This window comes from Bradyrhizobium sp. Kon56 (assembly GCF_055807635.1).
The window spans coordinates 40,919-64,047 of the sequence record NZ_JBVVOU010000022.1 but is presented as its reverse complement, the minus strand read 5'-3'; the positions used below and the strand labels follow the sequence as shown (position 1 = coordinate 64,047).

Genomic DNA, 23,129 nt, shown 5'->3' with positions numbered 1-23,129 from the left:
GCCTGAACCGTTTGCTGATGTCTCCGACCTACTATGGCGGCAATCGCGTAAGAGGGCAGACGGGGTTCATGATCGGAAGTAGCGTTGTTGCTCGGACGCGATCGTGGATCGTCCTTTGCCTTGGCAGCTTCCTTGGCAGCTTCCTTGGCGGATTCCTTGGTGTCCTGGCCATCGGCTCGCCGTCCATTGCGGCCGACTGCCCCGGCCATCCGGACGCGCTCGGGACGTCCCGCACGCTCGTGGTCGATCCGCACGAGCATCCCCGCATCGGCACCATGCAGTACCGCGAGACGCTGCCGCTGAAGGACCATGAAGTCGTCCTGACCTTCGACGACGGTCCGTTGCCGAAATATTCCAATCAGGTGCTGCAGATCCTCGCCGACGAGTGCATCAAGGCGACCTTCTTCATCATCGGCGAACAGGCCAAGGCGAACCCGGAAGGCGTGCGCAAGCTGGTCGCGGCTGGCCATACCGTCGGCACCCACAGCATGACGCATCCGCTCACAATGGACCGGATGCCGCTCGACAAGGCCGAGGCGCAGATCAATGGCGGCATCGAGTGGACATCGGCCGCAATGACCGATCCGTCCAAGCTCGCGCCGTTCTTCCGCATTCCCGGCCTGATGCGCGCCGACGGCGTCGAGAACGTTCTGATCTCGCGCGGCATCCAGGTCTGGAGCGCCGATTTCCCGGCGGACGACTGGCGCCATGTGTCGCCCGATCGCGTCTATCAGCTCGCAATCCAGCGGCTTGAGGCCAAGGGCAAGGGCATCCTGCTGCTGCACGACATCCAGGCCCGCACGGTGGCGGCGCTGCCGAAGATCATCCGCGACCTCAAGGCGCGCGGCTATCGCATCGTGCACGTGGTGCCCGCGACCGCCGAGCAGCTGGCGACGCCGACAACGCCGGTGGAATGGCTGCTGCATCCGCCGACCGAGACCACACCGATCGCGCGCTGGCCGGCCGTGCCGAACTTCGTGTTCGCGCAGACCAAGACGCTTCCGGCACCCTCGCTGGCCGACCTCAACGCACAGGCCGCGCACCAACCGCTGCTGCCGCGCAAGACCATGGCGCTCGCCAATGTCGCGGCCACCCTGCCCGTGCCTGGCCGCGATCTCTTTGCGATCCCGGAAGGCTCGGTCGAGGTGCTGCTGTCGACAACCTTGTCGCGGCGCGCCGCGACGCGCCTGGCAATGGCGGCCGAGACGCCTCCTGCGGCCAAGGTCAAAGCCGGCAAGTGGCACGCTCGCCGCACCGCGCGCGCTGCTCATGGCACACCGAACCACGCCGCAGAGACCGAGGGCACTGCAGCCAAGAGCACTGCCCCCAAGAGCGCCGCGCCCAAGAGCACAGCGCCGCGCCCGACCCGTGTGGCAAGCCTGAAGAAGCGCGCGCAGTAGAGCTTACTGTCGCATGATGTTGGCGACGCAGAGCAATACGATCAGCGCCAGGAAGAACAGGTCCATATAGGACTTGACCTCGCCGTCGCGCCGCAGCCGGGCGACGTCAACCACGACCTGCTTGCGCACACTCGTTCCGCCAGTGCCGTCATTGAGCGGAGCCTGAAGGCGCTTGGTCTCGGCTTCCAGCTTCTCGATCTTCTGGTAAAAGTAGAACGCCCGCAGCGTCGAAGCTGCGCGCATGCCGGTATAGACCAGCACCAGGATCGCGATAATCGCCCGGTTCTGGTACTTCTCCATGAAATTCAGGCTGAAATAGACCATCGCCATGAATGCGAAGTTGGTCACGAAGCGATAGACGAAGCTTAAAAAGACCATGCGGGCTTAAGCCTTGAAGTGGCGCAACCGACCGTGTTGCAAATGCGGGGATCAGGAGCCCAGACCGGAACAGCCGGCCTGAATGCCATGCAGCCCCGTCTACGCCAACTTTGTTTCAACAAAGATACTCTTGCCCCGGCGATGCCGCCTTTTAGCCACGCCCGGCCATAATGCAAGCCGGAGCCCCGGCCGTCGAGCCGTCCGCGCGCCTGTTGGCTGCAACGGCTCCTTGGAGATTTGGCGGAAGTCCCGATAGACTGGGGTCGCCACATGTGGGGTCTGCCGATGCCGAAGAAGGGAATCACCGGCCACGACGACTGGGTTCTGACCGAGGCGCTGGCGACTGCGCTGGTCGCGCTGGAGCAGCTCGACACCAAGCACCAGCCGAGCGCGCATATGGACGACATCCGCAAGATGCTCGCGAACGGCAAGGAGCCGGCGGCGGTGACCCTGCATCTCGCCCAGGCCAAATGCCGGCTTTTTCCCGACCTCGATCCGCTGGAGATCTACCGGGAATACGGCATCGGCGAGGAATATGGCTGAGGGCGCCGTTGACGGCCGGACCTAAGGCCCGCCGGCGACCGATCCGGCGATCACCATGACCAGCGCGGCCAAGTCGATCTTGCCGTTGACGATCAGCTCCTCCGAGGCTTTCGCGTCGTGCGCCCGTTCGACCTTCAGCGATTGCGGCCGGTTCGCCGCCTGCCGCTTCAGCTCCTCGACGATGGCTTCCGTGAGTTTCTCTTCCAGCATGGGCTTGTCCTCAGGCCGCCATCGCACGGCAGGATTGCGCGCAGGAGCGGCACATGGCGACGCACTCGTCCATGCCGCCGACCCGCACCGGTCAACCAGCGGGATGTTGTGATCGTTCCTGCCGTCGTGCCGATTGCGACCTCGGGGGAACTTCGCGAAGCTAGCCGTACCGCCTCGCGCGCACCGCCCGATAGCGAGCATCGGTCTGCGGTTTGATGAACAGCGCCGCCACGCTCGGATGACGTTTGCGTATCTCGGTCTCGATCGAAACGACGCATCGCTCGATGTCGTCGGCGCGCTTGTCATCCGCAAATTCGATGCTGAGGGCCGCAACGACCTCGACCGGCGACAGCTGCACCGTCAGCAGGCCGTTGGCCCTGAGCACGCCGGGCGACCGCCTTGCGATATCGAGGACGGATCGCGCAAGCTCCGGATCGGCGGGCTCGCCGATCAGCAGGCTCTTGCTCTCGCGCGCGAGACCGATCGACACGATCGCCAGCAATATCCCGATCATGATCGAACCGATCCCGTCCCAGACCGGCTGGCGCAGCCATACGGCCGCGGCAGTGGCCGCCGCGGCAATGGCGATGCCGACCAGCGCCGCGCTGTCCTCGAGCAGCACCATGAATGCCGGAGGATCCTTGCTGCGAACGAAAGCCTGGTAATACCCGAACCGCTGGCCGTCGGAGCTGAAGCGCCGCAGGGCAACCAGCCAGGAACCGCCTTCAAACAGGAACGACAGCCCGAGCACCACGAAGCTGACGATCGGACTTTCGATCGGCTCGGGTGCGGCGACATGCAGAATGCCCTGATACAGCGAGACACCGGCGCCCAGGGCGAAGATCAGCAGCGCAACGATGAAGCTCCAGAAATACAGCTCGCGCCCATAGCCGAGCGGATGGGATTCGTCGGGCGAGCGGCTCGCGCGCCGGTAGCCGTAGAGCAGCAGGATCTCATTGGTCGTATCGACGAGCGAATGCACCGCTTCGCTCGTCATGGCCGAACTTCCCGTCCACGCGGCGGCGCCGATCTTCGTGACCGCGACCAGGACATTGCCGAAGAGCGCCGCATAGACCGCGGTCTTCGAGGATGATTCTGTTGCCAATGTCCGATACCCCGTTCCTCATGCCAGCCGCCGCGGCAGGCTGTTGTGGATCGTGCAGGCGGCGAGCGCGGCGTGGCCGAACGCGACCGATATCTGGTGCAGGTCGGTGACGACGTCGCCGATGCCGTAGAGCCCGTCGACCGAGCTGCGCTGATGGTCGTCGACTTTCAGATAGCCGTCTGCGGTGTGTTCGGCCCCAAGCGTCATCGCGAGATGCGAGCGCACTTCCGCACCCATCACCGGGTAGACCATCTCGAATTGCGCCGTCCGGCCATCGGCGAAGACGGCTTCAACGCCGTCGTCTCGCCGCCTCAGGCGCAGGCCGGGCGCGACGACGATCTCGACACCGGCTTCATTGAGCTCCGCTGCCGCGGGCTTCCCGTCATCCTCGCCCGTTGCCAGCAGCGTCACGTCGCGCGAGTAGCCGCGCATGAAGAGCGCCTTGCCGGCGGCGCGGTGAAGCGGACCGACGATGCCGATGCGACGGTCGATCGCCTCGAAGGCGTCGCAAACGGGACAGTAGCGCAACAGCCCGTCCGCGACGGCCGCGCGCCATTCGTCGAACGGCGGATGGGCGTCGACGATGCCGCAGGCAAGGATGACGGTGGCGGCCGTATGCGCGCCGCCGTTCCAGATCGCCTGAAAACCGTGATCGTGTCGTCGCAAGCTGGTGACCTCGGCATCAACGCGCGTGACCGCGAGCTCGCCCAGTTGCGCGGACATGCGCGCGAGCAGGTCAGTGCCGGAGAGGCCGTGGACGAAGCCCGGCACATTGTGACTGCGCGGGATCAGCGCCGCCCGGCTCGCGCCTGCGTCCACGACACAGACGCGGCGCCGAAATCGCGCGAGGTAGATCGCAGCCATCAGCCCGGCCGGGCCGCCGCCGACGATCAGGCAATCATACGGCTGATCATTCGCCATCATTTGGGGTTTGGATCCGACAGGCCCGCACCGGGCTCGCGAAGCTGTCCGCTCCGCGCCAGGCGGACCGCGTTGCCGAGTGCGCGCGCGACGTTCTGCACCTCCGTCTGGAATGCCCTGTCGTCATCGAGGTCGCGGTGCGAGGTGGCGTATGGCTCCATGTAGCCGACATAGCCATCGAGCTCGGCGAAGCGGCCCGCCGAGATCAACTGCATATCGGTCAACCAATCCGACAAGGCCCGGCGCACGCCCTCGGCACCGACCGCATCGCCGTGAACGACGAGGCCGAAATGACGGCCGGCGAGATGGCGCGGATAAGGCCAGCCCTTCAGCTCCAGCGCCTTCGCCTCGGCCGCCTTCTTGCCGTGGGTCGAGGTCGGATCGGGATTGCCGCCGTCGGCGCAGACCATGCGGTCCATCATCGCCTTCAGTCCGGCGGGTACGTGATACCAGTTCACCGGCGTCACGATCAGGATGCCGTGGGCCGCGACCCACAGCGGATAGATATCGTTCATCCAGTCGTCGGTCTGCCCCAGCGAATAGTTTGGATAGCAGCTGCACGGCCAGTGGCAGAGCGGCATCGCGGTTCCGACGCAGGATTTGCAGGGATGGATCGTCTTGCCGAACTCCGAGGCCAGGCGCGACAGGTCCAGGATGTCGACGGCAAACCCAAGCTCGGCAAAGACCGGCTCGGCGAGTTCGACCAGACGCCAGGTCTTGGACATCTCGCCGGGACAGGTGTGCTCGCTGCGGGCCGAGCCGTTGATGATGAGGATGCGCGGCGTCTCGTCCGCATCGTCATGGCGTCGCTGCGCCGCCAGGATCTTCGCGCGCGCATCGAGCCAGTCGATGGCGATGTCGTAATCGGGATCGGAGAATCCCGCGCCCGCCTTTCGCGTCAGCGGGGCCTTGCGTGAATTGCTGTAGGCATCCCAGGCTGCGCCGACGATGGCGTCGAGCTCGCGCTGGAGCGGTGCAAAGGCGGGATCGACGAACCGGCTCCTGTAGCGGTGCTCGAAGGCCTCGCGCGAGAGCTTGACGGGCGGCATCCCCTTGCGAATGTCGGCTTCCGTCATGCTGGCTCCTCGCGAGGTCGGTACAGTTCGACCAACCCGGGGCGCAGCGCGCGGTTCCTTCTCGCTCTCGTGTCGCTGCTCTACTGGCGGACAACTTCCGGCGGCACATCGAACTGCGCGATGCGCTGGTCCAGCCGCCACAGTTCGATGCGGTGCACCAGCACGAGCGAGGCGGCCTCGCGCTTGGCCTGCTCATCATCGTCGCAGACCAGGTTGATGCATCCAAACACATGCCCGTCCGGATCGATCTGGAACGCGCGGTAGTGCTTGATGCTCCGCATCGTCACCCTCCCCGTCTCGGGTACACGGGTTCGCTCAGCCAGTCCGTCAGGTTCGAGGTCACCTCGTTCTGCTTGGCGCGCTGAAGCAGCATGTCGCGCTCCTTGCCGGGCGGCAGGCTGCGCGCGCGCTCGCGAGCGGTTTGGGCGAATGCCGCCAACCGCTCCTGGAGCGATTGGGTCTGTTTCCTGCGGTTGCGTTTCGCGGTCATTGTACTTTCACAAAGCCCTTCAGATGGAAGGAATTGGGATGGGAGGAATTGGCCCCGGCGGGAGGTCGGCGCCGGGGCCAGAGTTTCGTGCCGGTTGGGGCGGCCCAGCCCGGCAGTGTTGGCAGCTTCGGCCGCAACCGCAGGTTCCGGCATTTCAATAAGTTAACGGTGCGTGATTTTGCTGGTGCGAAACGAGGCGGCCGAGCAGCGACGGATGCGCGCATTCCCTTCGCGCGCTGGCGCCATCTCGTCTGCGCCGGAACCGAAATGCTGATTCGCTGATTGATGAAGGACTTGAAGGAGGATCATCATGGCGAAAGCAGCATGGAAACGGCCGGGCTCACCGATCGGCCGCAAAGGCCCACGCAAGGCAAATCCCGCGTACAAGCGCCGGACGCGCGAACGGTGGACACCCGCGGACGTGAGCAAGCTGAAACAGCTCGCAAAAGGAAACACCCCCACAGGCGTCATGAGCATCAAGCTGCAGCGTCCGGTCGCGGCCATTCGCAGCAAGGCACAACGCGAAGGCATTTCGCTGAAGCCCGTCAACCGCTCGCCTTACAACAGGCGATCCAAAGCAGCGAAGCGGCGTTGATTGGGGCCCTATCCCGGCGCATGCTGCACGTTGGTGTCGTCGGCTCCTATGCCGGCGGCACGCGGTATCTGAGATCCTGCTCTTCCCGGTTGTCGCGAAGGGCCTTCAGCTCCGAGCGCAGCATCGCGCTTTCCATCACCACCCGGCGCACCTCGCGCGTGGCGTCATCAAGCTGGTCCGCGACCGCTCTGCGCTGCGCCCGGAGGGCGCGGCTTGCTTCGAACGCGCGCTCAGCGCGGGCAAGCAGGACGTCGTTCATGGAACGACAATACAGGATTCGGGACGAAACTGCCTTTACGTAAGTTACGTCAATTACTCAAAACCAGCCATCCGCTCAAAAAACATCCGCGAACACTAACCTGGATCAAGTACGACCGTTCCCGAAGCGAGCAAACGCTTAGCTCCGTCGATAGAGTTGCAGATAGCTCGGGGAGAACAGCGCCGCATCCTTGAGCGCATCGAGATCGGTGATGGTCAGCGTGCGATCGCGCAGCACGATCAGACCGGAAGCACGCAACTCCTGAACCGTGCGATTGAGATGGACCACCGACAGGCCGGTGGCGTCCGCAAGATCCATTTGCGTCACCGGCATCACGCAGGAATTGCCCTCGACCATGCCGACAGGACGCAGCCGCTCGATGATCTCGCAGAACAGATGGGCCACGCGTTCAAAGGCCACCCGGCGGCCGAGGTTGATGGCCCATTCGCGCTGGATCGCGTTGTTGACGAGCGTCTCGCACCAGAACGCTTCCGCGAGCCCACGGTCCCCCGCCACCAGACTCTCGAACCGCGCGCGCTTGATTTCGGTGTAGACGACCGGCGTCATCGCCGCGATGGAATGATCCATCACCGAGAGCAGGAACGCGTGCGCGTCGCAACTTTCGCCGGGAAAGAGAAAATTGACGATCTGTCTCCGGCCGTCCTCCAGCGTCTTGTAGCGGCAGAGCCAGCCGGACAGCACGAGGCGCACGCTGTCGACCGGATCGCCCTCCGAGATCAGATCCTCGCCCGCTCCTGCGCGCTGGATTCCCTCGAGCATCGCGTATTCGAGCGAGGTGCGGGCCTCCGTCGACAAGGGCCTCAGCACGTTCAGCCGGCGAATGACCGGGTCCACCTGGCTGCGATCTAGCGTCGACAAGGGCATCAGCTGGCCACCGCAGGTGTATGAAACGCCCGCTTGCTGAGGGGAATGGTGATCGTGCATTCCAATCCCTTGGGACTGAATGCCAACCTGGTCTGCCCCTTGAACTCGAACGCGAGTGTGCGCTCCAGAAGCTCGGTCCCAAATCCTTTGTGCGGCGGCGGCGCAACCGGCGGCCCACCGCGCTCCCGCCACTCGAACACCAGCTCCGCCGGGTCGGTGCCCTGCTCGAGGCGCCAGGAAATCTCGATGCGACCGGTCGGCCGGCTCAGGGCGCCGTATTTGAGTGCGTTGGTCGCGAGCTCGTGAATGGCAAGGGCAAAGGTTTCCGCTGCCTTCGACTGAAAACGCACCGGGGGACCGCTGACACGTACCTGCTCGCCCTCCCTGGCATTATAGGCCAGCATCTCCTCGACGGCGAGGTATTCGAGATCGACGCCGCCCTCGGGATCGCGGGTCACCAGCGCCTGGGTACGGGCGAAAGCGTTGAGCCGGCCGTCGAGATGAGAGGCAAACTCCTCGACCGTCGAGCTCGTATCGGCCGTGCGACGGGCGATCGAGCGCACCACGCCGAGCGTGTTACGGACCCGATGCTGGAGCTCGGCCAGGAGCAGGCGCTGCCGCTCCTCGGCGCGGGTCATGGCGGTGATGTCGACGAAGGTGATGACGACCCCGGCGATAAAATTGTCTATGCTGCGATAGGGCAGGATGCGCACGATGTAGCGCGTGCCGCTGTCCGGCGCCCTCAGCTCGCGCTCGGCGATAACGAGCGTCCGCAGCACGCCGCGAATGTCGTCATAGAGGTCCTCGATCGGGATGCGCGCCTTGATGTGCGCGATGGGGCGGCCTCTATCGGTCTCGACCAGATGCAGAACCTGCGTGATCGCCGGCGTGAAGTTCATCACGCGCAAATCGTTATCGAGGAACACGGTGGCAATCTGCGTGCTCTCCAGGAAATTCTCGAGGTCGCTGGTGGCGCGCGTCAATTCCTGGACGCGGTGAGCCAGCTCGCCGTTCACGGTGGTCAGCTCCTCGTTGACCGACTGCAATTCCTCGCGCGAGGTTTCGAGTTCTTCGTTCGCGGACTGGAGCTCCTCGTTGAGGGACTGGTATTCCTCGTTCGAGGACTTCAGCTCCTCATTGGTGCTTTCGAGCTCTTCGATGGTCGCCTGAAGGCGCTCCCGCGTCGCCCGCAGCTCGCCTTCGATACGCTCGACATGCTCGGTCTGCACCAACGCATTGGGCTTGCCTGCGCCGGCATCGATGGCGCGCACCGGGCCGTCCTTGAACAGGACGACAAAATTGCGATCGCCGCTGCCGCTCTCCTGGATCGGCTCCACCGTGATGTCGACGGGAATGTGCTGGCCGTTGGCGCCGAGCTGCACCTGTTCGGCATGGGCGGGCTCGTTGGTCTCCGCCGCGCGGCTGAGCACCGCCCGCAGGTCCAGGCGGAGATCGCGGTGGACGAGTTGGAGCAGATCGAGCGTGGCGGCGCCTGCCGTCGGCTCGATGTAGCGTCCGGTGCGCCCGGAAAAGTGCAGGACCTGAAAGTTGCTGTCGACGATGACATAGGCGGGCGCATAGCGCTCCGCGATCCGCTGCGCGCGACGCTCCAGCCCGATATCAGGGCGGAAGGAGCGCGCCGGCGCTATCTCGAGGTTTGCCCTCCCCGCGGCGGTCGTGATCGGAAATTCCGGCGGCAGCCGGGTTCCGGTCTCGAGCTTCTTGAAGATGCGGGCGCGGCGGTCGACCGGTACGAACAGTTTTGGATGCCGCGTGACGTTCTCGGAATTGCCGAGGAACAGGAACCGATCCGGCAGAAGGGCGAAGTGGAATAACGGGATCACCCGGTTCTGCAGTTCGGCATTAAGATAGATCAGCAGGTTGCGGCAGGAGACGAGATCGAGCTTGGAGAACGGTGCGTCCTTGATCACATTGTGCTGCGAGAAGATGCACATTTCGCGCAGCTCCTTGACCACGCAATAGGTATCGCCTTCGCGCACGAACCAGCGCGCCAGGCGCTCGCTGGTCATGTCCGCCTCGATCTTGGTGCGATAGCGGCCGACGCGCGCGGCCGCCAACGCCCGTCCGTCGATGTCGGTCGCGAAGATCTGAACCTGCGGCACGGAGTCCATTTTGGCCATGTGCTCGCGCAGGAGGATACCGATCGAATAGGCCTCCTCGCCGGTGGCGCAGCCGAGCACCCAGACGCGAACCTGCTGGCTCGCGTCCTTGCCTTCGAAGAGCTTCGGGACGATCTGGTTCTCCAGCACCTCGAATTCACGCTTGTCGCGGAAGAATTCGGTGACGCCGATCAAGAGGTCGTTGAAGAGGTGCTGCGCCTCGTCCTGGTCGTTGCGCAGGAAATCGACGTAAGCGGAAATGTCGCCGATCTGGACCACCTGCATCCGCCGCTGCACGCGACGCAGGAAGGTGTTCTGCTTGTAGCCGTGGAAATCATTGCCGGTCTTGCTGCGCAGGATGTCGGCGATGCGCGACAGCGAGGTCGCTGCAGCGGCCAGCACCTCATCGAACCCCTGCTTCTCCTCCAGCCGCCGCAGATGACGGGCATAGACCTGGATGTGCTCGGCGATGTCTTCGGCGGTCAGCACGTAGTCGGCGATCGCCGCCGGCGTATCGGCGTCCTTCAGATGATCCGCGTCGTCGCTCGCGCCTTTTTCGGCGATGGCAAGGCCGCCGTGGTCCTTCAGTGTCGCGGTACCCAACGTGCCATCGCCGCCGATGCCGGACAGGATCACGCCGATCGATTGCTCGGCGCGTTCTTCCGCCAGCGACACCAGGAAGCTGTCGATCGTCGCCCGCTCGCCGGGCGCCTGCTCGGCCGGGCGGACGCCGAAGCGACCGTCCTGGATCGTCGTGATCATCGCCGGCGGGCACAGATAAATCGTGCCACCCTCGATGGTCTGGCCGTTGCCGACGTCGGAAATCTTGCCACCGTGGGAATTTCGCACGATCTGGCGCAGCCGCGGCTCGTCGAGGGCCTCATGATGCTGGAATGCGAGCACGACGGCCTGGTCGGCGCTTACGGTCAGCCTGGAAAAGAACCGCTCGACGCTATCCAGAGCTGTCGGCGCGGCGCCCACCCCGATGATCAGCGGAGACCTGGTCTGGCGCTCTCTTTCGACCGACTGGTCGCCGATTTCATGCATGGTCTCGGTAGCTCTCATTCATTGACGGGAACCAGAGGACGCCCGCTCGCCGCAAATAGCAGAATTGATATTATCCCAACAGGTGCAAGGCGGAAACGTCACGCTGCGTTCCGTACAGCGAGCATTGGGCATTAGGCATTGAGCTTGGGTGGCCCGCCAACGCCCCCAGATCACTCCGGACCGACTTGCTGCCGAAGATAGGCGATCCGCTGCTCGATCAGGACGCGATGGCGCAGCCATTCCGTGAGGGTCTGCTTCAGCGCCTCGACCAACCGTTCCGCCTGGCCCGCGTCGTGGCCGCCGGCACTGAGCTCGCGGATGCGCGCCTCCTGATCGAGGATGCGCCGCGAACCCTCCTCGATATCCCGATCGGCCTTGATCAGATGGCGGCGCTCGGTATCGAGCTGCTCGGTCCATTCGGCGAGGGAAATGGCCATCGCGACCCTCAAGCCTCCCGCTTGCGAATGGGAGGATCGAGCGACTTTAGCACAACGCGCCGGATCATGTCGGCATATTCGCGATATTCGGCAGCGCGCGCCTGGTACATCTCGGCCACCGCCGGCCGGCCGTTGCGCCGTCCGTCGGCGGCCATGCGCTGCACCAGCTCGGCCCGCTCCTCGATGATGCGCAGTGCGACCCGCAGGGCTTCATCCACTTGCCCCTCCTGCTCTTTTGCGAGGACGTCGGCGGCGAAGGCGTGACCGACCTGGCAACGGAAGCGCATCGGGTGCGATTCCTTCATCTCGGACAGGACGCCCCCGCAGGCCGGACAGGTCAGCGCAACCGGATCGGCCATCGAGACGAGACGGTCACTGCCGATCCGTTCGCCGGCCGCGATCTCGACCTCGAGCCGGATCTCCGGCGGGATCGGCAGTGCGGCGCCGGCAGCCTCCCTGGCGAGATCAGACAGCACGTCGCCCATTCCGGCGCCGGGAACGCAAAGATCGATGATGGTCGCCTCGAGGGCGCTCCTTGGCATTTCATCGGCGATGGCATCCGAGGGGTCCTGAACCACCGAAATCCCGCCGCAACGCTTGATGGCGTTGAGACCGGCCGAACCGTCGGACAACAGGCCGCTGAGCAGCACACCGATCACACGGGGGCCGTAATTGATGGCGGCCGAGCGAAACAAGGCATCGATGGCCGGCCGGACCATGTTCTCGCGCGGGCCGCGCCCGAGGAATACGCGATCCTCGGACAGCAGCAGATGGTGGTCCGGTGCGGCCAGATAAACCCGGCCTGGCTCGATCTTCATGCCGTTTTCGGCCTGCCGGACCGGGAGCGGACCGGCGCTGCTGGCCACCGTCGAGAGAATGCCGATGCCCTGCGCCGGGATGTGCAGCACGATGAACACCGCCGCGGGCAGATCCGGCGGCAGCCGGCCCAGGATCTGCTTCAGCGGCGCGGTCGCGCCGGCCGAGCCACCTATGACGATGATGTCGCGGTTGCTCATGGAACCCACTATCGGTTGTATTCGTTTGTACCAAGGCGGGTCACCGCCCTATGTTCCTATGAACCGGCAACGAAGGGGTGGAAGGCACCATGGCGATGTCGCCTCGATCGTCAGGTCCAGAGTCGGCGCTCAGCGGGCGACGCATCTTCATTGTCGAGGACGAATATTTTCTCGCCGACGACATTGGCAGAGCATGTCGCGCGCTCGGCGCAGACATCGCGGGCCCGGTGGGCGATCTCAACGACGCACTCCGTATCCTGCACGACGGCAGTGTTCTGGATGCCGCCGTGCTCGACGTGAACATCCGCAGCGAGATGATCTTTCCGGTCGCGCGCGAACTGAAGGCACGGAACGTCCCCTTCCTCTTCACGACCGGATACGACAAGGTCACGATCAGTCCGGAATTCCACGACGTGCCGATCCTGGAGAAACCGATCGATATGCCTGCGATGGCACAGAGGCTGGCGGCGCTGATCGCCGATCCGCACGGCCGAGCCTGACGGCGATCAGAACAGATGCGCGAAAGCGAGCCAGGCGGTCACCGCCAGACACAGAAGCACCGCAGCATAGGGCAACGCGATCCGCAAATCAGCAGCCCTCCCGGTCATCAACCCATCATCATCCAGACGATCGCCGCCATCATGACGAGAAAACCCGTGATTGCCGTTGCGACAAAGGCCTGTTCGACGCGATCCATCGGCATCACAGCCCCCTTTTTCCAGCCGAACCAGTCTTATGGCGCGGGGAGCTTTGCGCATTAGGCTATGTGAATCGGCGTCCTCCTTATCGGTCCGCGCCGCACCGGTTAGCTTAGATTGCGACGGTATCGTTCTACGACTTCGCCGTGCCCGGCTCCGCCATCTTGCGATGCTGCTTGGCCAGCATCTCGTTCGGCGTGACGTTGGCGATCGTGGTCTGGATCTTGTTCTTCATTCCGGTCACGATGTCGGACTCCCCGCGCAACATGGCGTCGAAGCCGGCCTTCGCGACGTCGTAGGCACTGTCCTTCGGCTCGGTGCCGACCTTGGTATCCATCATGTCGGCGCGGCGGAAGAACTCCGTTTCCGTGGCGCCAGGCATCAGGCAGGTGACGGTGACGCCGCTGTCGCGCAACTCCTCGCGGAGCGCGAATGAGAATGAATCAAGAAACGCCTTGCTGGCGTTGTAGACCGCCTGAAAACTGCCCGGCGTGAATCCCGCGATCGAGCCCGTGATCAGGATGCGCCCCGAATTGCGGCGAAGCATCGCGTTGCCGGCGCGATGGATCAGATACAGCGTGCCGGTGATGTTGGTGTCGACGAGGTGCTTGATCCTGGCAAAATCCTGGTCGAGAAAGGCCTTGCCAAGACCAACGCCGGCATTGGCCAGCAGCGCGTCGATCGGCCGGTCGCCGACCGCGGCGCAGAGCTTGTCGACGCCTTCGGTGGTGGCGAGATCGGCCTGGACCGGTTCGACGCTGCTGCCGAGCCTGCGCAGATCGACGGCCACCCTCTCGATCTCGGGCTCGTCCGCCGCAATGACAAGGTTGAAACCTGCTTGGGCACAGCATCTGGCGAGTTCCAGCCCGATGCCGGTGGAGGCGCCGGTGACGACGGCGAGTTGATTGGCGGGCATGAGCGTATCCTTCTCGTATCCTCGCGATGGCGTTGATGACGCTCCAATGGCTGCAACCGCCTCTCGTTCCTATCCAAGCCAAACCTCACGCCGGAGAATGTGCGGTGCGAAGATTTTCCACGTGCAATAGCAACCATCGTTCGTTGTTCGACTTGGATGCCTCGTAACTCGCGGGAGGACAGAGATGAAGGCGCTGGTTTGGCACGGCAAGGAAGACATACGCTGCGACACCGTCACCGATCCTGAGATTCAGGACGCGCGGGATGCCATCATCAAAGTCACGAGCTGCGCCATCTGCGGCTCGGACCTCCACCTCTTTCACAATTACATTCCGGGCATGCTGCCCGGGGACATCATGGGCCACGAGACCATGGGCGAAGTGGTCGAGGTCGGCTCGGGCGTCGACGGCAAGCTGAAGAAGGGCGACCGCATCGTCGTGCCCTTCACAATCATTTGCGGCGAATGCGACCAGTGCAAGCGTGGCAATTTCTCGGTTTGCGAAACCACCAATCGCAAGAGTCATCTCGCTGAAAAAGCGTTTGGTCATTCGGGCGCCGGCCTGTTCGGCTATACGCACCTGACCGGCGGCTATCCCGGCGGCCAGGCCGAATATTTGCGCGTGCCGTTCGCTGACGCCACGCACATCAAGGTGCCCGCGGGCATTCCCGACGAGCAGTTGCTGTTTCTCAGCGACATCTTCCCGACCGGCTGGCAGGCCGCCGTGCAATGCGACATCGAGCCGACCGACACGGTCGCGATCTGGGGCTGCGGTCCCGTGGGGCAGATGGCGATCCGCAGCGCCATCCTCCTCGGCGCCAACCAGGTGATCGCGATCGATTGCCTGCCCGAGCGGCTCAGCATGGCCGAAGCGGGCGGCGCCACCACCATCAACTTCGAAACCGAAAGCGTCCTCGAGCGACTCGAGGAGCTCACCGACGGCAGAGGCCCTGAGAAGTGTATTGATTGCGTCGGGATGGAGTCGCATGTGATGGCGTCCCTGCCCGACACGCTGCTCGACCGCGCCAAGCAGATGGTCATGGTGGAGAGCGACCGGCCGCATGTGCTGCGCGAGATGATCTATGTCTGCCGGCCCGGCGGCATCATTTCGGTGGCAGGCGTGTACAGCGGATTCTCCGACATGCTGCCGATGGGCGCCTTCATGAACAAGGGCCTGACGATGCGCACCGGCCAGACCCACGTCAACCGCTGGACCGACGACCTGCTCCATCGCATCGAGGAAGGTCAGATCGATCCGTCCTTCGTCATCACCCACACCGTCCCGCTTAGCCAAGGCCCCGAGATGTACCAGGTGTTTCGCGACAAGCGCGACTCCTGCGTCAAGGTCGTGCTGAAGCCCTGAGGAGCAAGACCCATGTTTCATTTCTCCAACATCGTTCGCACCAAGGGCGACCCGAAAATCGTCGAGGGCGGCCCGAGCCTGAAGCGGCCCGAAGACCAGCTCGCCCGTGCGCTCGGCTGGTTCAGCATCGGTCTCGGCGTCGTGGAATTCTTCGCGCCGCGGCGCGTCACGGAAACGCTGGGCATGGAGGGCCATGAGACGCTGGTCCGCACCTTCGGCCTGCGCGAGATCCTGGCCGGGGTCATGACGCTCTCGGTCGAGAAGAACGCCGGCCTGTGGGCCCGCGTCGGCGGCGACGGCCTCGATGCCGCCGCGCTGCTCTCGGGGCTGACCGCGGACAATCCCAAAAAGGGCAATATCGCGCTGGCGCTGCTGATGGTCGGCGGCATCGCGATGCTCGATTACCGCGCCGCGCAGGACACCAAGCCGCAGCGGCCGCCGCGCGACGCACGGCGCAAGCTGTATCCGAACCGCAGCGGCTTTCCCAAGGGCATCGAGAGCGCCCGAACCGCGGCCAAGCAGATCGCAGCGCACGCCGCGACGGAACGGACCTGAGAACGCGCGACGAGGTGATGCAAGACAATGAGCGAAGCGTCCCGTAACGAAGGTGCGTGGTGGGAATCCGCCGTCATCTACGAAATCGCACTGATCTCGTTCCAGGACTCGGACGGCGACGGCAAGGGTGATCTCGCCGGCCTGACATCCCGCATCAACTATCTGAAATGGCTCGGCGTCGACGCGGTGTGGCTGACGCCGGTCTACAAGAGCCCGTTTCGCGACCTCGGCTACGACATCTCCGACTACTGCTCGATCGATCCTGCGTTCGGCAGCCTCGAGGCGTTCGACCGCCTGCTCAAGGCCCTGCACGCGGCGGATATCCGCGTGATCCTCGATCTCGTGCCCAATCATACCGCGAACGATCACGCATGGTTCGTCGAGAGCAGCAGCTCACGGAACAGCGCGAAGGCCGATTGGTACATCTGGGCCGACGCAGCCGAGAACGGCGGCCCGCCCAACAACTGGCTGAGCCGCTTCGGCGGCAGCGGCTGGGAATGGTGCGAGGCGCGGCGGCAATATTACTATCACTCCTTCCTGGTCGAGCAGCCTGATCTGAACTGGCGCAACCCGCAACTGCGCGCCGCGATCGCCGACGTCATGCGCTTCTGGCTCGATCGCGGCGTCGACGGCTTTCGCGTCGATGCCAGCGCGGTCCTGATCAAGGACGCGCTGCTGCGCGACAATCCGCATAACCCGCAAGCGAAAGGCAAGCCGCCGCCGCAGCGCCAGACGCCCGTCTTTACGGACGACCGGCCGGAGACGATGGATTGCATCGAATTCATTCGCGAGGTGATCGACGGCTATCCAGGGCGGATGTTGTGCGGTGAAGTCCAAGGCAAGACCGACCGCATCGGCCACTTCTACGGCAACGACCGACCGCGCCTGCATCTGCCCCTCAATTTCGCACTGCTGGACTCGCAATGGGACGCGCTGTCCCTGCAAGCAACGATCGACGCGTATTTCAACGCCATCCCGGATCATGCATGGCCGGTCTGGGTGATCGGTGGTCACGACAAGCAACGGATCGCGAGCCAAATCGGCGAGCCGCAAATGCGCGTGCTGGCGATGCTGCTGATGACGCTGCGGGGAACGCCCTTCTTCTTCATGGGCGACGAGATCGGCCGCAAGCGCGTTCCCATTCCGCCCGACCGCGTCCACGATCCCTTCGAGAAGCTCGTGCCGGGGTATGGCCTTTGCCGCGATCCCGAACGCGCGCCGATGCGATGGGATGACAGCAGCAACGGCGGCTTTACAACCGGCGATCCATGGCTGCCGCTCGAGCCGCGCGACGGCGCGGCCAACGTGGCCGCGCAGCAGCGCGACCCACGTTCGATCCTGGCGCTGTTTCGCGCGCTGATGCGACTGCGGCGCGAGCGCGCGTGCCTGCGCCACGGCGGCTACGAGCCCCTACGCGCGCAGAACGACGTTCTTGCCTACAGGCGGACGGATGGCGGCAAGGAAATTCTGGTCGCGCTCAACATTGCCGCCGAGCCGCGGAAATTGCATTGGCAAGGTCGCGGCCGCCTGCTGATGTCGACGCATCTCGACCTGCCGTCCGAGCCGCTGCCGGACGCCTCCATCCTGCTCCGCGGCAATGAAGGCGTGATCATCGAACTCGAGCCACGGTGACGGCCGAGGAACCATCCGCGCGTCAGAGAGTCTCATCCACGCCTCCGACGTCCCCCCTGCCGGAGGCTGAATAGACGAAACCGCAGCCCCGGCGCTCACCCCCTTCAAGCGCCGGGGTGGCGGCGTGAGCCAGGAGGCGGATCATGAGCAAGACCAAGGGCCTCGGTCAGCGGATCGCCGGCAAGGCGAAACAGGCCGTCGGCGAGATCGTCGGCGATCAGAATCTCCATGAGGAAGGCAAGGAGCAAGCGGAGCGCGGCCGGGACGAACAGAGCAAGCCGAGCGAGCTCAATCCGTTGAAGAAACTCAATCAGCTGACGTGAACGCTGCCGCGCCGTCAGCCATTTCCAAGTCAATTCGCACCGGTGATGAAGGCGCCTCACGGCGACGCTCGCGCTGGGTCGCCGCTGCCGAACTCGGCCTGATCAGCAGCACCTTCTCGACCATCGTCAGCCAGCTCTTCGCCGCGCGCATCGGACGCGATGCCGCGGTCGACTGGATGACGGTCGCCGCCATTCCCGCGCGCGATTGGGCGATCAGCGCAGAGCCGTCGTGGAGCGCGATCCTTGCCGGGATCGCCTTCCACCAATGGGCGGACTTCTCCTGGGCGCTGGTGTTCTTCGGTGTGCTCGGGCGCTGGACCGCCGACCTGCGGCCGCTGACGATCCTGCTGCTCGCGCTGCCCTGGGCCGTGTTCTCGTCAAGCATGGAATGGTTCGTGCTGGTGCCCCTGTTTCCGTTTTGGCAACCGCTGTTCACGCTGCAGCAGCCCTACTGGATCGGCCTGCTCGTCCACGGCTCCTCGGCCGTGATGTACCCCCTGTTTGCCCGGCTGCGCTGGACCGGGGGAGCAGCACCCGCGCGCGATGTTCGCTTCACCAATGCCTGGATCACCGGCGCGCTGGCTTTGATCGCACTGCTCGGCGCGGCTGCCTTGTTCGGCAGCCATGGTTACGAGCCGCAGTGGGCGGGCCGCGACAGGGACGCGGACCAGACTTACATCCGTCACATGACTGCGCATCACGCCCAGGGCATCGCGCTGGCCCGGATCGCCACCGAGCGCGCGCAGGACCCGCATCTGCGAAAGCTGGCGATGCTGATGGTCGCAAGCCAGACCGGCGAGAACCGGATTTTCGAGACGTGGTGGCTGAGCTGGTTCGACACCGAGATGCCCGATTGCAGCTCGGACGAACGTGCCGCCATGCCGGGCTTCCTGACACAGGCCGAGATGCGACAGGTCAAGGCCGCGCCGGCGGACCAATTCGACACGGTGTTCGTCGAGACGATGAGCAAGCATCACGCAGGCGCGGTCAGGATGGCCGACCAGATGTGGCATAGCCGCGGCGATCTGCGCCTGCGTGTGATGGCCCACGCCATCCGCCATGAGCAACAGGGCGAGATCGCGCTGATGCACGGCGCCAGCGGCATTGCCGCCGCCGCCTTCCGCAACATGCTCGGCGACAATGTCAATTGAGCGGGTCGTGCCCTACTCGCGCCAGAACTCCGCCAATTCCTCGGCGGTCATCAGATCGACCTGGCCGTGAAAGCGGGTGCGATACATCGTCATCAGCGCATCATGGCCGACGTCGGACGAGCTGCACAGCGCATCCTCGACGATGACGACCCTGAAGCCGAGATCGACGGCGCTCAGGACCGTCGAGAGCACGCAGACGTCCGTCTCCGCCCCGGTGATGACGACCGTGCCGACGTTCTTGTCGATCAGCAGGCTCGCGAGGCCAGGATTGCTGAACGCGGAATAGGCCGGCTTGTCGATGACGGCAGCCGGCGGAACGAAGCGGCTCAGAGCCGGCACGAGTTCGAGGCCGGATGGCGGCAGATGTTTGCGGGTCGCTTCGCGCCAGCGACGAAAATAGCGCTGCCACTGTCCGGGACGATCTTCCGGATCTTCCGGCGTGATGAATCGCGTGAAGATCGTTCTGGCCTGATGGCGCGAAACGATCGAGGCGATCGTCGGCAACACTCGCGCCATCCATGGCGTCTCCCAAAGGCCACCCGGAGCGAAGATGTTCTGCATGTCGATGCACAAGTGAACGGCGTCGCTGATGTCGGTCACGTCCGACGCGCTGTCTCTCATCGTCCTTCACTCCTGTGGGCGTGATCGACGGCGTTCACGACGCCGAGATCGGAGCCTCTCCGGCCTCGACGATCTCTGGAAGGATGTCCTTGAACAGACGCACCGGAATGGATTTTGCCGCAGGGACCTTGCTGCCCTCCGCGTAATGCCAGAGCGGAATGAGCACGTTGCACTCCGGATAATAAGCCGCAATGCTCCTGCGCGGGATGCCATAGGGGACGATTTGGAGTTCGCTCAGGCTGCGTTCGACACCGTCGCCCGCCTCCGTCACCAGCGTGACGGTATCTCCTGCTTTCAACCCGTCTCCCTCCATGTCGGCGGGATTCATGAACACGACGTAGCGGCCGCCCTCGATGCCGCGAAAGCGATCGCCTTCGGCGTAGATCGTCGTATTGAACTGCCCGTCCGCGCGCAGTGTCATCAGCTCATAGACGCGGTCGGTCTCGCGCGGCGGCGCGAAGGCCGACTTCGGAACGGTGAAGTTGGCCTTGCCGTTCGGGGTCTTCCACTTCCGCTCGCGCGCCGCGAGCGGCCGCGCAAAACCGCCGGGTTCGAACATGCGCGCATTGAAGTCCTTGAACTGGTCGGGATAGGTGCGCTCGATGGCGTCCCGAACCCGCGAATAGTCGGCGACCCAGGCGTCCCAATCGATCTTGGGGTTGGGCTTCAACGTTGCCTTTGCCAGGGCGGCGACGATCGCCGGCTCCGACAGGAGATGGTCGGCCACCGGCTTGCGCTGGCCGCGGGATCCGTGAATGCAGGTGGTGGAATCCTCCATCGACACCGCTTGTGCGCCGCTGGCCTGCCGGTCGATCTCGATCCGGCCGAGGCACGGCAGCAGATAAGTGACCTCGCCCGGCACGAGGTGGGTCCGGTTGAGCTTGGTCGCGATCTGCACCGACAGGCGCAGGCCGGACCAGGCGGGCTCCATCAGGGACCGCTCCGGAACGGCGCGCAGGAAATTGCCGCCGAGGCCGACGAAGCCGCGAACGTCGCCTTTCAGAATACCCTGGCAGGCGTCGACGGTGGACAGTCCCTCCCACCGCGGCGGCTCGAAACCGTAAAGCTCCGCAAGCTTGTCGAGCGGCACCAGCTTGGTCTTCTCGGAGATGCCGACGGTGCGCTGGCCCTGCACGTTGGAGTGGCCCCGGATCGGCAAAATGCCCGCGCCCGGCTTGCCGATATTGCCGCGAAGCAGCAGCAGGTTGACGATCATCTTGTTCGTCTCGACGCCGTGCTTGTGCTGGGTGATGCCCATGCCGTAATTGGCGATCACAGCCTTGGCTTCCATATAGGTGTTCGCGGCTTCGCGCAGCGCACCGCGCGAAAGCCCCGAGGCCCGTTCGATCTCGTCCCAATCCTGTGTACGGCAGAATGCGGCGAACTCCTCGAAGCCGGCCGTGTGCTGCTGGATGAATTCGACATCCACCACGCGCGCAGCTTCATTCTTGCGCGCGAGGTCGTCCGCCTCGATCACCCATTTGCAAATCCCGACGATCGCCGCAGCATCACCGCCGACCCGCACCTGATAATATTGCGAGCTGATGCGCGTGCCGCCGGCGATCATCTGGACCGGATTTTGCGGATTGACGAAACGCTCCAGGCCGCGCTCGCGCAGCGGATTGAAAGATATGATCGGCACGCCGCGCTGCGCCGCCTCCTGGAGCGGATGCAGCATGCGCGGCGCATTGGTGGTCGTGTTGTGGCCGAAGAAGAAGATGCAACCGGTAGTCTCGAAATCCTCCAGCAGAACGGTCCCGACCGGAACTCCGATCACCTCCGGCAGCGCCACCGACGTGGTTTCGTGGCACATGTTCGAGCTGTCGGGGAAATTGTTGGTGCCGTACATGCGGCCGAATAATTGGTACATGTAGCTGGTTTCGAGCGAGGCACGTCCAGACGTGTACATCACGACCGAACGGGGATCGAGCCGGTTCAGCTCGGCGCCGATAGCCGCAAAGGCCTCCTCCCAGTCGACCGGCAGATATTTGTCGCTTGCCCTGTCGTAACGCATCGGCGTCGTCAGGCGCCCCTGCTCCTCCAACTGATGATCGGACCAAGTTCGTAGTTCAGCCAGCGTATGTTGCGCAAAGAACTCCGGTGTCACGGTCTTGCGCGTAATCTCCCAGGCGGTCGCCTTGGCGCCGTTTTCGCAGAACTCGAACGGACGCGGCTTGGCCGGCTTGGCCCAGGAGCAGCTCACGCACATGAATCCGTCCGGCTTGTTCTGCTTGAGCAGGATCTCGCTGCCGAGAATGGCGACCTCTTCCTGTGTCAGGATACTGGCAACGGCTTTGAGCGAGCCCCAGCCGCCTGCCGGCGCATCATAGTTCTCGACCTTTGCCTTTTGCCGCATGGCGTTTCCTTCAATCGCAAGCCCTGCACGCAAAACCCGAGATGGGATGGCAAGTTCCAAGCGTTCGGAACCTTGCTCCGGTTCGTGCGTCGATGAATCGACGTAGGACGAACACCCATGCACGACTCTCGATCCGGCGCACACGATCGCGCATCCATGCCCACGGCATCCGTGAGAATGCCCCGGCTGACGTCGAGCGGAACGCGGGATGAGCGGATGCTGGCGGAGGAATGTCCCGTGGCACTCGTCTACGACGGAACGACCGTCGCCGTTGTGATGGCAACTCCCGCCGATCTGACCGATCTTGCTGTGGGATTCAGCCTGACCGAAGGGATCATCGGGGACATCGGCGAGATCGAGGAGCTCACGGTCGTTCCCGGTCGCGACGGCATCGAACTGCGGCTATGGCTGCGAACGAACGCCGGGCGCCGCCTGAAGGAGCGCCGGCGACATCTGGTCGGGCCGACGGGTTGCGGCCTGTGCGGCATCGACAGCTTGCGGGAAGCCGGGCGGATCGTTCAGTGCGTCGAGCAGCCAGCGAACCTCACGGCGGAGCAGATCAGCACGGCCGTCGCAACCCTCAGCGAGTCACAGATCCTCAACTACAAGACACGCGCCGCTCACGCCGCGGGTTTTTTCGAGCCAGTCGGCAAGACCATGACGGTGCGCGAGGACGTGGGGCGCCACAACGCCCTCGACAAGCTTGCCGGCGCTCTCGCGACGGAAGGAGCATCCGGCCGCGCTGGCGCCGTCATTCTCACCAGCCGGATTTCGGTCGAGATGGTGCAAAAAACCGCCGCGATCGGCGCCGGCGTCGTCGTTGCCATGTCTGCACCGACCGCGCTCGCAGTCCGAACGGCCGAAGCCAGCGGGATCACGCTTGTCGGCATAGCGCGGGGCGACGAATTCGAGATCTTCAGCCATCCGGCGAGGGTGTTTAAGCCCGCCGCCACGCAGATCGAGCCGGAGTCTCGACCGCAGGCAAACTAAGGGAACCCGGACGTGAGGGCATAGCGAACTTCGCCAGGCAACTTC

Annotated in this window: 25 protein-coding genes; 10 read left to right on the top strand and 15 right to left on the bottom strand. The window is 64.4% G+C overall.

What is annotated here, in order from left to right; translation table 11 throughout:
• The first annotated feature begins 68 nt into the window (after positions 1–68).
• Complete coding sequence (locus tag AC0L3B_RS28215; protein WP_473381450.1) at positions 69–1,400, top strand: polysaccharide deacetylase family protein; 1,332 nt, start codon at positions 69–71, stop codon at positions 1,398–1,400.
• A gap of 3 nt (positions 1,401–1,403) precedes the next feature.
• On the opposite strand, the gene AC0L3B_RS28210 is transcribed toward AC0L3B_RS28215, so the two are convergent.
• A complete protein-coding gene (locus AC0L3B_RS28210) occupies positions 1,404–1,778 on the bottom strand; it encodes a hypothetical protein (RefSeq protein ID WP_018455201.1) in 375 nt (124 codons plus the stop codon).
• A 285-nt stretch (positions 1,779–2,063) separates the two neighbouring features.
• Between AC0L3B_RS28210 and AC0L3B_RS28205 the strand changes: the two genes are divergently transcribed.
• Positions 2,064–2,321 carry a hypothetical protein gene (locus tag AC0L3B_RS28205; RefSeq protein ID WP_240543306.1) on the top strand — a complete coding sequence of 86 codons (258 nt, stop codon included), beginning with the start codon at positions 2,064–2,066 and terminating at the stop codon, positions 2,319–2,321.
• A gap of 21 nt (positions 2,322–2,342) precedes the next feature.
• On the opposite strand, the gene AC0L3B_RS28200 is transcribed toward AC0L3B_RS28205, so the two are convergent.
• The 6 genes from AC0L3B_RS28200 to AC0L3B_RS28175 all read right to left on the bottom strand — a co-directional run bounded on the left by AC0L3B_RS28200 (position 2,343) and on the right by AC0L3B_RS28175 (position 6,123).
• Complete coding sequence (locus AC0L3B_RS28200; protein WP_018455203.1) at positions 2,343–2,531, bottom strand: hypothetical protein; 189 nt, start codon at positions 2,529–2,531, stop codon at positions 2,343–2,345.
• 160 nt (positions 2,532–2,691) lie between these two features.
• Positions 2,692–3,636 carry a cation diffusion facilitator family transporter gene (locus tag AC0L3B_RS28195; protein ID WP_085351359.1) on the bottom strand — a complete coding sequence of 315 codons (945 nt, stop codon included), beginning with the start codon at positions 3,634–3,636 and terminating at the stop codon, positions 2,692–2,694.
• Positions 3,637–3,654: 18 nt separating this feature from the next.
• Entirely contained in the window at positions 3,655–4,560 is a 906-nt protein-coding gene (locus AC0L3B_RS28190; protein WP_473381449.1) for an NAD(P)/FAD-dependent oxidoreductase, read from the bottom strand.
• A complete protein-coding gene (locus AC0L3B_RS28185) occupies positions 4,557–5,633 on the bottom strand; it encodes a flavodoxin family protein (protein WP_247336171.1) in 1,077 nt (358 codons plus the stop codon). Before AC0L3B_RS28185 ends, AC0L3B_RS28190 begins: the two co-directional genes overlap by 4 nt.
• Before the next feature lie 80 nt (positions 5,634–5,713).
• Positions 5,714–5,914: a hypothetical protein gene (locus AC0L3B_RS28180; RefSeq protein ID WP_026232903.1), complete on the bottom strand. Its 201-nt coding sequence runs from the start codon at positions 5,912–5,914 to the stop codon at positions 5,714–5,716.
• 2 nt (positions 5,915–5,916) lie between these two features.
• The gene (locus tag AC0L3B_RS28175) at positions 5,917–6,123 is read right to left on the bottom strand and encodes a hypothetical protein (protein WP_018455208.1); all 207 of its coding nucleotides are present in this window, start codon (positions 6,121–6,123) and stop codon (positions 5,917–5,919) included.
• A 310-nt stretch (positions 6,124–6,433) separates the two neighbouring features.
• On the opposite strand from AC0L3B_RS28175, the gene AC0L3B_RS28170 reads away from it, so the two are divergent.
• Entirely contained in the window at positions 6,434–6,718 is a 285-nt protein-coding gene (locus AC0L3B_RS28170) for a hypothetical protein (protein ID WP_204511416.1), read from the top strand.
• 46 nt (positions 6,719–6,764) lie between these two features.
• Here the strand turns inward: AC0L3B_RS28170 and AC0L3B_RS28165 are convergent, their stop codons facing one another.
• The 5 genes from AC0L3B_RS28165 to AC0L3B_RS28145 all read right to left on the bottom strand — a co-directional run bounded on the left by AC0L3B_RS28165 (position 6,765) and on the right by AC0L3B_RS28145 (position 12,482).
• Complete coding sequence (locus AC0L3B_RS28165; protein WP_473381448.1) at positions 6,765–6,977, bottom strand: hypothetical protein; 213 nt, start codon at positions 6,975–6,977, stop codon at positions 6,765–6,767.
• 138 nt (positions 6,978–7,115) lie between these two features.
• Complete coding sequence (locus AC0L3B_RS28160) at positions 7,116–7,862, bottom strand: Crp/Fnr family transcriptional regulator (protein WP_085351355.1); 747 nt, start codon at positions 7,860–7,862, stop codon at positions 7,116–7,118.
• Positions 7,862–11,029, bottom strand: a complete 3,168-nt coding sequence (locus AC0L3B_RS28155) for a CheR family methyltransferase (RefSeq protein WP_473381447.1) — start codon at positions 11,027–11,029, stop codon at positions 7,862–7,864. Before AC0L3B_RS28155 ends, AC0L3B_RS28160 begins: the two co-directional genes overlap by 1 nt.
• Positions 11,030–11,199: 170 nt before the next feature.
• Positions 11,200–11,466, bottom strand: coding sequence for a hypothetical protein (locus tag AC0L3B_RS28150; RefSeq protein WP_018455213.1), 267 nt, complete (start codon positions 11,464–11,466; stop codon positions 11,200–11,202).
• An 8-nt stretch (positions 11,467–11,474) separates the two neighbouring features.
• On the bottom strand, positions 11,475–12,482 hold the full coding sequence (locus tag AC0L3B_RS28145; protein WP_018455214.1) for a chemotaxis protein CheB: 1,008 nt from the start codon (positions 12,480–12,482) through the stop codon (positions 11,475–11,477).
• Positions 12,483–12,571: 89 nt separating this feature from the next.
• On the opposite strand from AC0L3B_RS28145, the gene AC0L3B_RS28140 reads away from it, so the two are divergent.
• A complete protein-coding gene (locus AC0L3B_RS28140; RefSeq protein ID WP_083926391.1) occupies positions 12,572–12,982 on the top strand; it encodes a response regulator in 411 nt (136 codons plus the stop codon).
• Between the two features lie 331 nt (positions 12,983–13,313).
• Here the strand turns inward: AC0L3B_RS28140 and AC0L3B_RS28135 are convergent, their stop codons facing one another.
• Positions 13,314–14,096, bottom strand: coding sequence for an SDR family NAD(P)-dependent oxidoreductase (locus AC0L3B_RS28135; RefSeq protein ID WP_085351353.1), 783 nt, complete (start codon positions 14,094–14,096; stop codon positions 13,314–13,316).
• Between the two features lie 184 nt (positions 14,097–14,280).
• Here AC0L3B_RS28135 and AC0L3B_RS28130 point away from each other — a divergent pair, with 184 nt between their 5' ends.
• The 5 genes from AC0L3B_RS28130 to AC0L3B_RS28110 all read left to right on the top strand — a co-directional run bounded on the left by AC0L3B_RS28130 (position 14,281) and on the right by AC0L3B_RS28110 (position 19,117).
• Positions 14,281–15,456 carry a zinc-dependent alcohol dehydrogenase gene (locus AC0L3B_RS28130; RefSeq protein ID WP_018455218.1) on the top strand — a complete coding sequence of 392 codons (1,176 nt, stop codon included), beginning with the start codon at positions 14,281–14,283 and terminating at the stop codon, positions 15,454–15,456.
• Positions 15,457–15,468: 12 nt separating this feature from the next.
• The gene (locus AC0L3B_RS28125) at positions 15,469–16,011 is read left to right on the top strand and encodes a hypothetical protein (RefSeq protein ID WP_204511419.1); all 543 of its coding nucleotides are present in this window, start codon (positions 15,469–15,471) and stop codon (positions 16,009–16,011) included.
• A 27-nt stretch (positions 16,012–16,038) separates the two neighbouring features.
• Positions 16,039–17,643 carry an alpha-amylase family glycosyl hydrolase gene (locus AC0L3B_RS28120; RefSeq protein ID WP_473381446.1) on the top strand — a complete coding sequence of 535 codons (1,605 nt, stop codon included), beginning with the start codon at positions 16,039–16,041 and terminating at the stop codon, positions 17,641–17,643.
• A 143-nt stretch (positions 17,644–17,786) separates the two neighbouring features.
• Positions 17,787–17,966 carry a CsbD family protein gene (locus AC0L3B_RS28115; protein WP_085351350.1) on the top strand — a complete coding sequence of 60 codons (180 nt, stop codon included), beginning with the start codon at positions 17,787–17,789 and terminating at the stop codon, positions 17,964–17,966.
• On the top strand, positions 17,963–19,117 hold the full coding sequence (locus tag AC0L3B_RS28110; protein WP_473381445.1) for a DUF305 domain-containing protein: 1,155 nt from the start codon (positions 17,963–17,965) through the stop codon (positions 19,115–19,117). The genes AC0L3B_RS28115 and AC0L3B_RS28110 overlap by 4 nt, the downstream gene beginning before the upstream one ends.
• Before the next feature lie 12 nt (positions 19,118–19,129).
• Here AC0L3B_RS28110 and AC0L3B_RS28105 read toward each other — a convergent pair whose 3' ends face one another.
• Positions 19,130–19,738, bottom strand: a complete 609-nt coding sequence (locus AC0L3B_RS28105; protein ID WP_018455224.1) for a cysteine hydrolase family protein — start codon at positions 19,736–19,738, stop codon at positions 19,130–19,132.
• Between the two features lie 34 nt (positions 19,739–19,772).
• On the bottom strand, positions 19,773–22,094 hold the full coding sequence (locus tag AC0L3B_RS28100; protein ID WP_018455225.1) for an FdhF/YdeP family oxidoreductase: 2,322 nt from the start codon (positions 22,092–22,094) through the stop codon (positions 19,773–19,775).
• Between the two features lie 156 nt (positions 22,095–22,250).
• Here AC0L3B_RS28100 and fdhD point away from each other — a divergent pair, with 156 nt between their 5' ends.
• Positions 22,251–23,084: a formate dehydrogenase accessory sulfurtransferase FdhD gene (gene fdhD, locus AC0L3B_RS28095; RefSeq protein ID WP_039799364.1), complete on the top strand. Its 834-nt coding sequence runs from the start codon at positions 22,251–22,253 to the stop codon at positions 23,082–23,084.
• The last annotated feature ends 45 nt before the right edge of the window (positions 23,085–23,129 follow it).

What these genes read in the sequence shown, in the direction of transcription:
- AC0L3B_RS28215 (WP_473381450.1), top strand. Translation starts at nt 69, where the DNA reads ATGATCGGAAGTAGCGTTGTTGCTCGGACGCGATCGTGGATCGTCCTT.
- AC0L3B_RS28210 (WP_018455201.1), bottom strand. Translation starts at nt 1,778, where the DNA reads ATGGTCTTTTTAAGCTTCGTCTATCGCTTCGTGACCAACTTCGCATTC.
- AC0L3B_RS28205 (WP_240543306.1), top strand. Translation starts at nt 2,064, where the DNA reads ATGCCGAAGAAGGGAATCACCGGCCACGACGACTGGGTTCTGACCGAG.
- AC0L3B_RS28200 (WP_018455203.1), bottom strand. Translation starts at nt 2,531, where the DNA reads ATGCTGGAAGAGAAACTCACGGAAGCCATCGTCGAGGAGCTGAAGCGG.
- AC0L3B_RS28190 (WP_473381449.1), bottom strand. Translation starts at nt 4,560, where the DNA reads ATGATGGCGAATGATCAGCCGTATGATTGCCTGATCGTCGGCGGCGGC.
- AC0L3B_RS28185 (WP_247336171.1), bottom strand. Translation starts at nt 5,633, where the DNA reads ATGACGGAAGCCGACATTCGCAAGGGGATGCCGCCCGTCAAGCTCTCG.
- AC0L3B_RS28180 (WP_026232903.1), bottom strand. Translation starts at nt 5,914, where the DNA reads ATGCGGAGCATCAAGCACTACCGCGCGTTCCAGATCGATCCGGACGGG.
- AC0L3B_RS28175 (WP_018455208.1), bottom strand. Translation starts at nt 6,123, where the DNA reads ATGACCGCGAAACGCAACCGCAGGAAACAGACCCAATCGCTCCAGGAG.
- AC0L3B_RS28170 (WP_204511416.1), top strand. Translation starts at nt 6,434, where the DNA reads ATGGCGAAAGCAGCATGGAAACGGCCGGGCTCACCGATCGGCCGCAAA.
- AC0L3B_RS28165 (WP_473381448.1), bottom strand. Translation starts at nt 6,977, where the DNA reads ATGAACGACGTCCTGCTTGCCCGCGCTGAGCGCGCGTTCGAAGCAAGC.
- AC0L3B_RS28160 (WP_085351355.1), bottom strand. Translation starts at nt 7,862, where the DNA reads ATGCCCTTGTCGACGCTAGATCGCAGCCAGGTGGACCCGGTCATTCGC.
- AC0L3B_RS28155 (WP_473381447.1), bottom strand. Translation starts at nt 11,029, where the DNA reads ATGCATGAAATCGGCGACCAGTCGGTCGAAAGAGAGCGCCAGACCAGG.
- AC0L3B_RS28150 (WP_018455213.1), bottom strand. Translation starts at nt 11,466, where the DNA reads ATGGCCATTTCCCTCGCCGAATGGACCGAGCAGCTCGATACCGAGCGC.
- AC0L3B_RS28145 (WP_018455214.1), bottom strand. Translation starts at nt 12,482, where the DNA reads ATGAGCAACCGCGACATCATCGTCATAGGTGGCTCGGCCGGCGCGACC.
- AC0L3B_RS28140 (WP_083926391.1), top strand. Translation starts at nt 12,572, where the DNA reads ATGGCGATGTCGCCTCGATCGTCAGGTCCAGAGTCGGCGCTCAGCGGG.
- AC0L3B_RS28135 (WP_085351353.1), bottom strand. Translation starts at nt 14,096, where the DNA reads ATGCCCGCCAATCAACTCGCCGTCGTCACCGGCGCCTCCACCGGCATC.
- AC0L3B_RS28130 (WP_018455218.1), top strand. Translation starts at nt 14,281, where the DNA reads ATGAAGGCGCTGGTTTGGCACGGCAAGGAAGACATACGCTGCGACACC.
- AC0L3B_RS28125 (WP_204511419.1), top strand. Translation starts at nt 15,469, where the DNA reads ATGTTTCATTTCTCCAACATCGTTCGCACCAAGGGCGACCCGAAAATC.
- AC0L3B_RS28120 (WP_473381446.1), top strand. Translation starts at nt 16,039, where the DNA reads ATGAGCGAAGCGTCCCGTAACGAAGGTGCGTGGTGGGAATCCGCCGTC.
- AC0L3B_RS28115 (WP_085351350.1), top strand. Translation starts at nt 17,787, where the DNA reads ATGAGCAAGACCAAGGGCCTCGGTCAGCGGATCGCCGGCAAGGCGAAA.
- AC0L3B_RS28105 (WP_018455224.1), bottom strand. Translation starts at nt 19,738, where the DNA reads ATGAGAGACAGCGCGTCGGACGTGACCGACATCAGCGACGCCGTTCAC.
- AC0L3B_RS28100 (WP_018455225.1), bottom strand. Translation starts at nt 22,094, where the DNA reads ATGCGGCAAAAGGCAAAGGTCGAGAACTATGATGCGCCGGCAGGCGGC.
- fdhD (WP_039799364.1), top strand. Translation starts at nt 22,251, where the DNA reads ATGCCCACGGCATCCGTGAGAATGCCCCGGCTGACGTCGAGCGGAACG.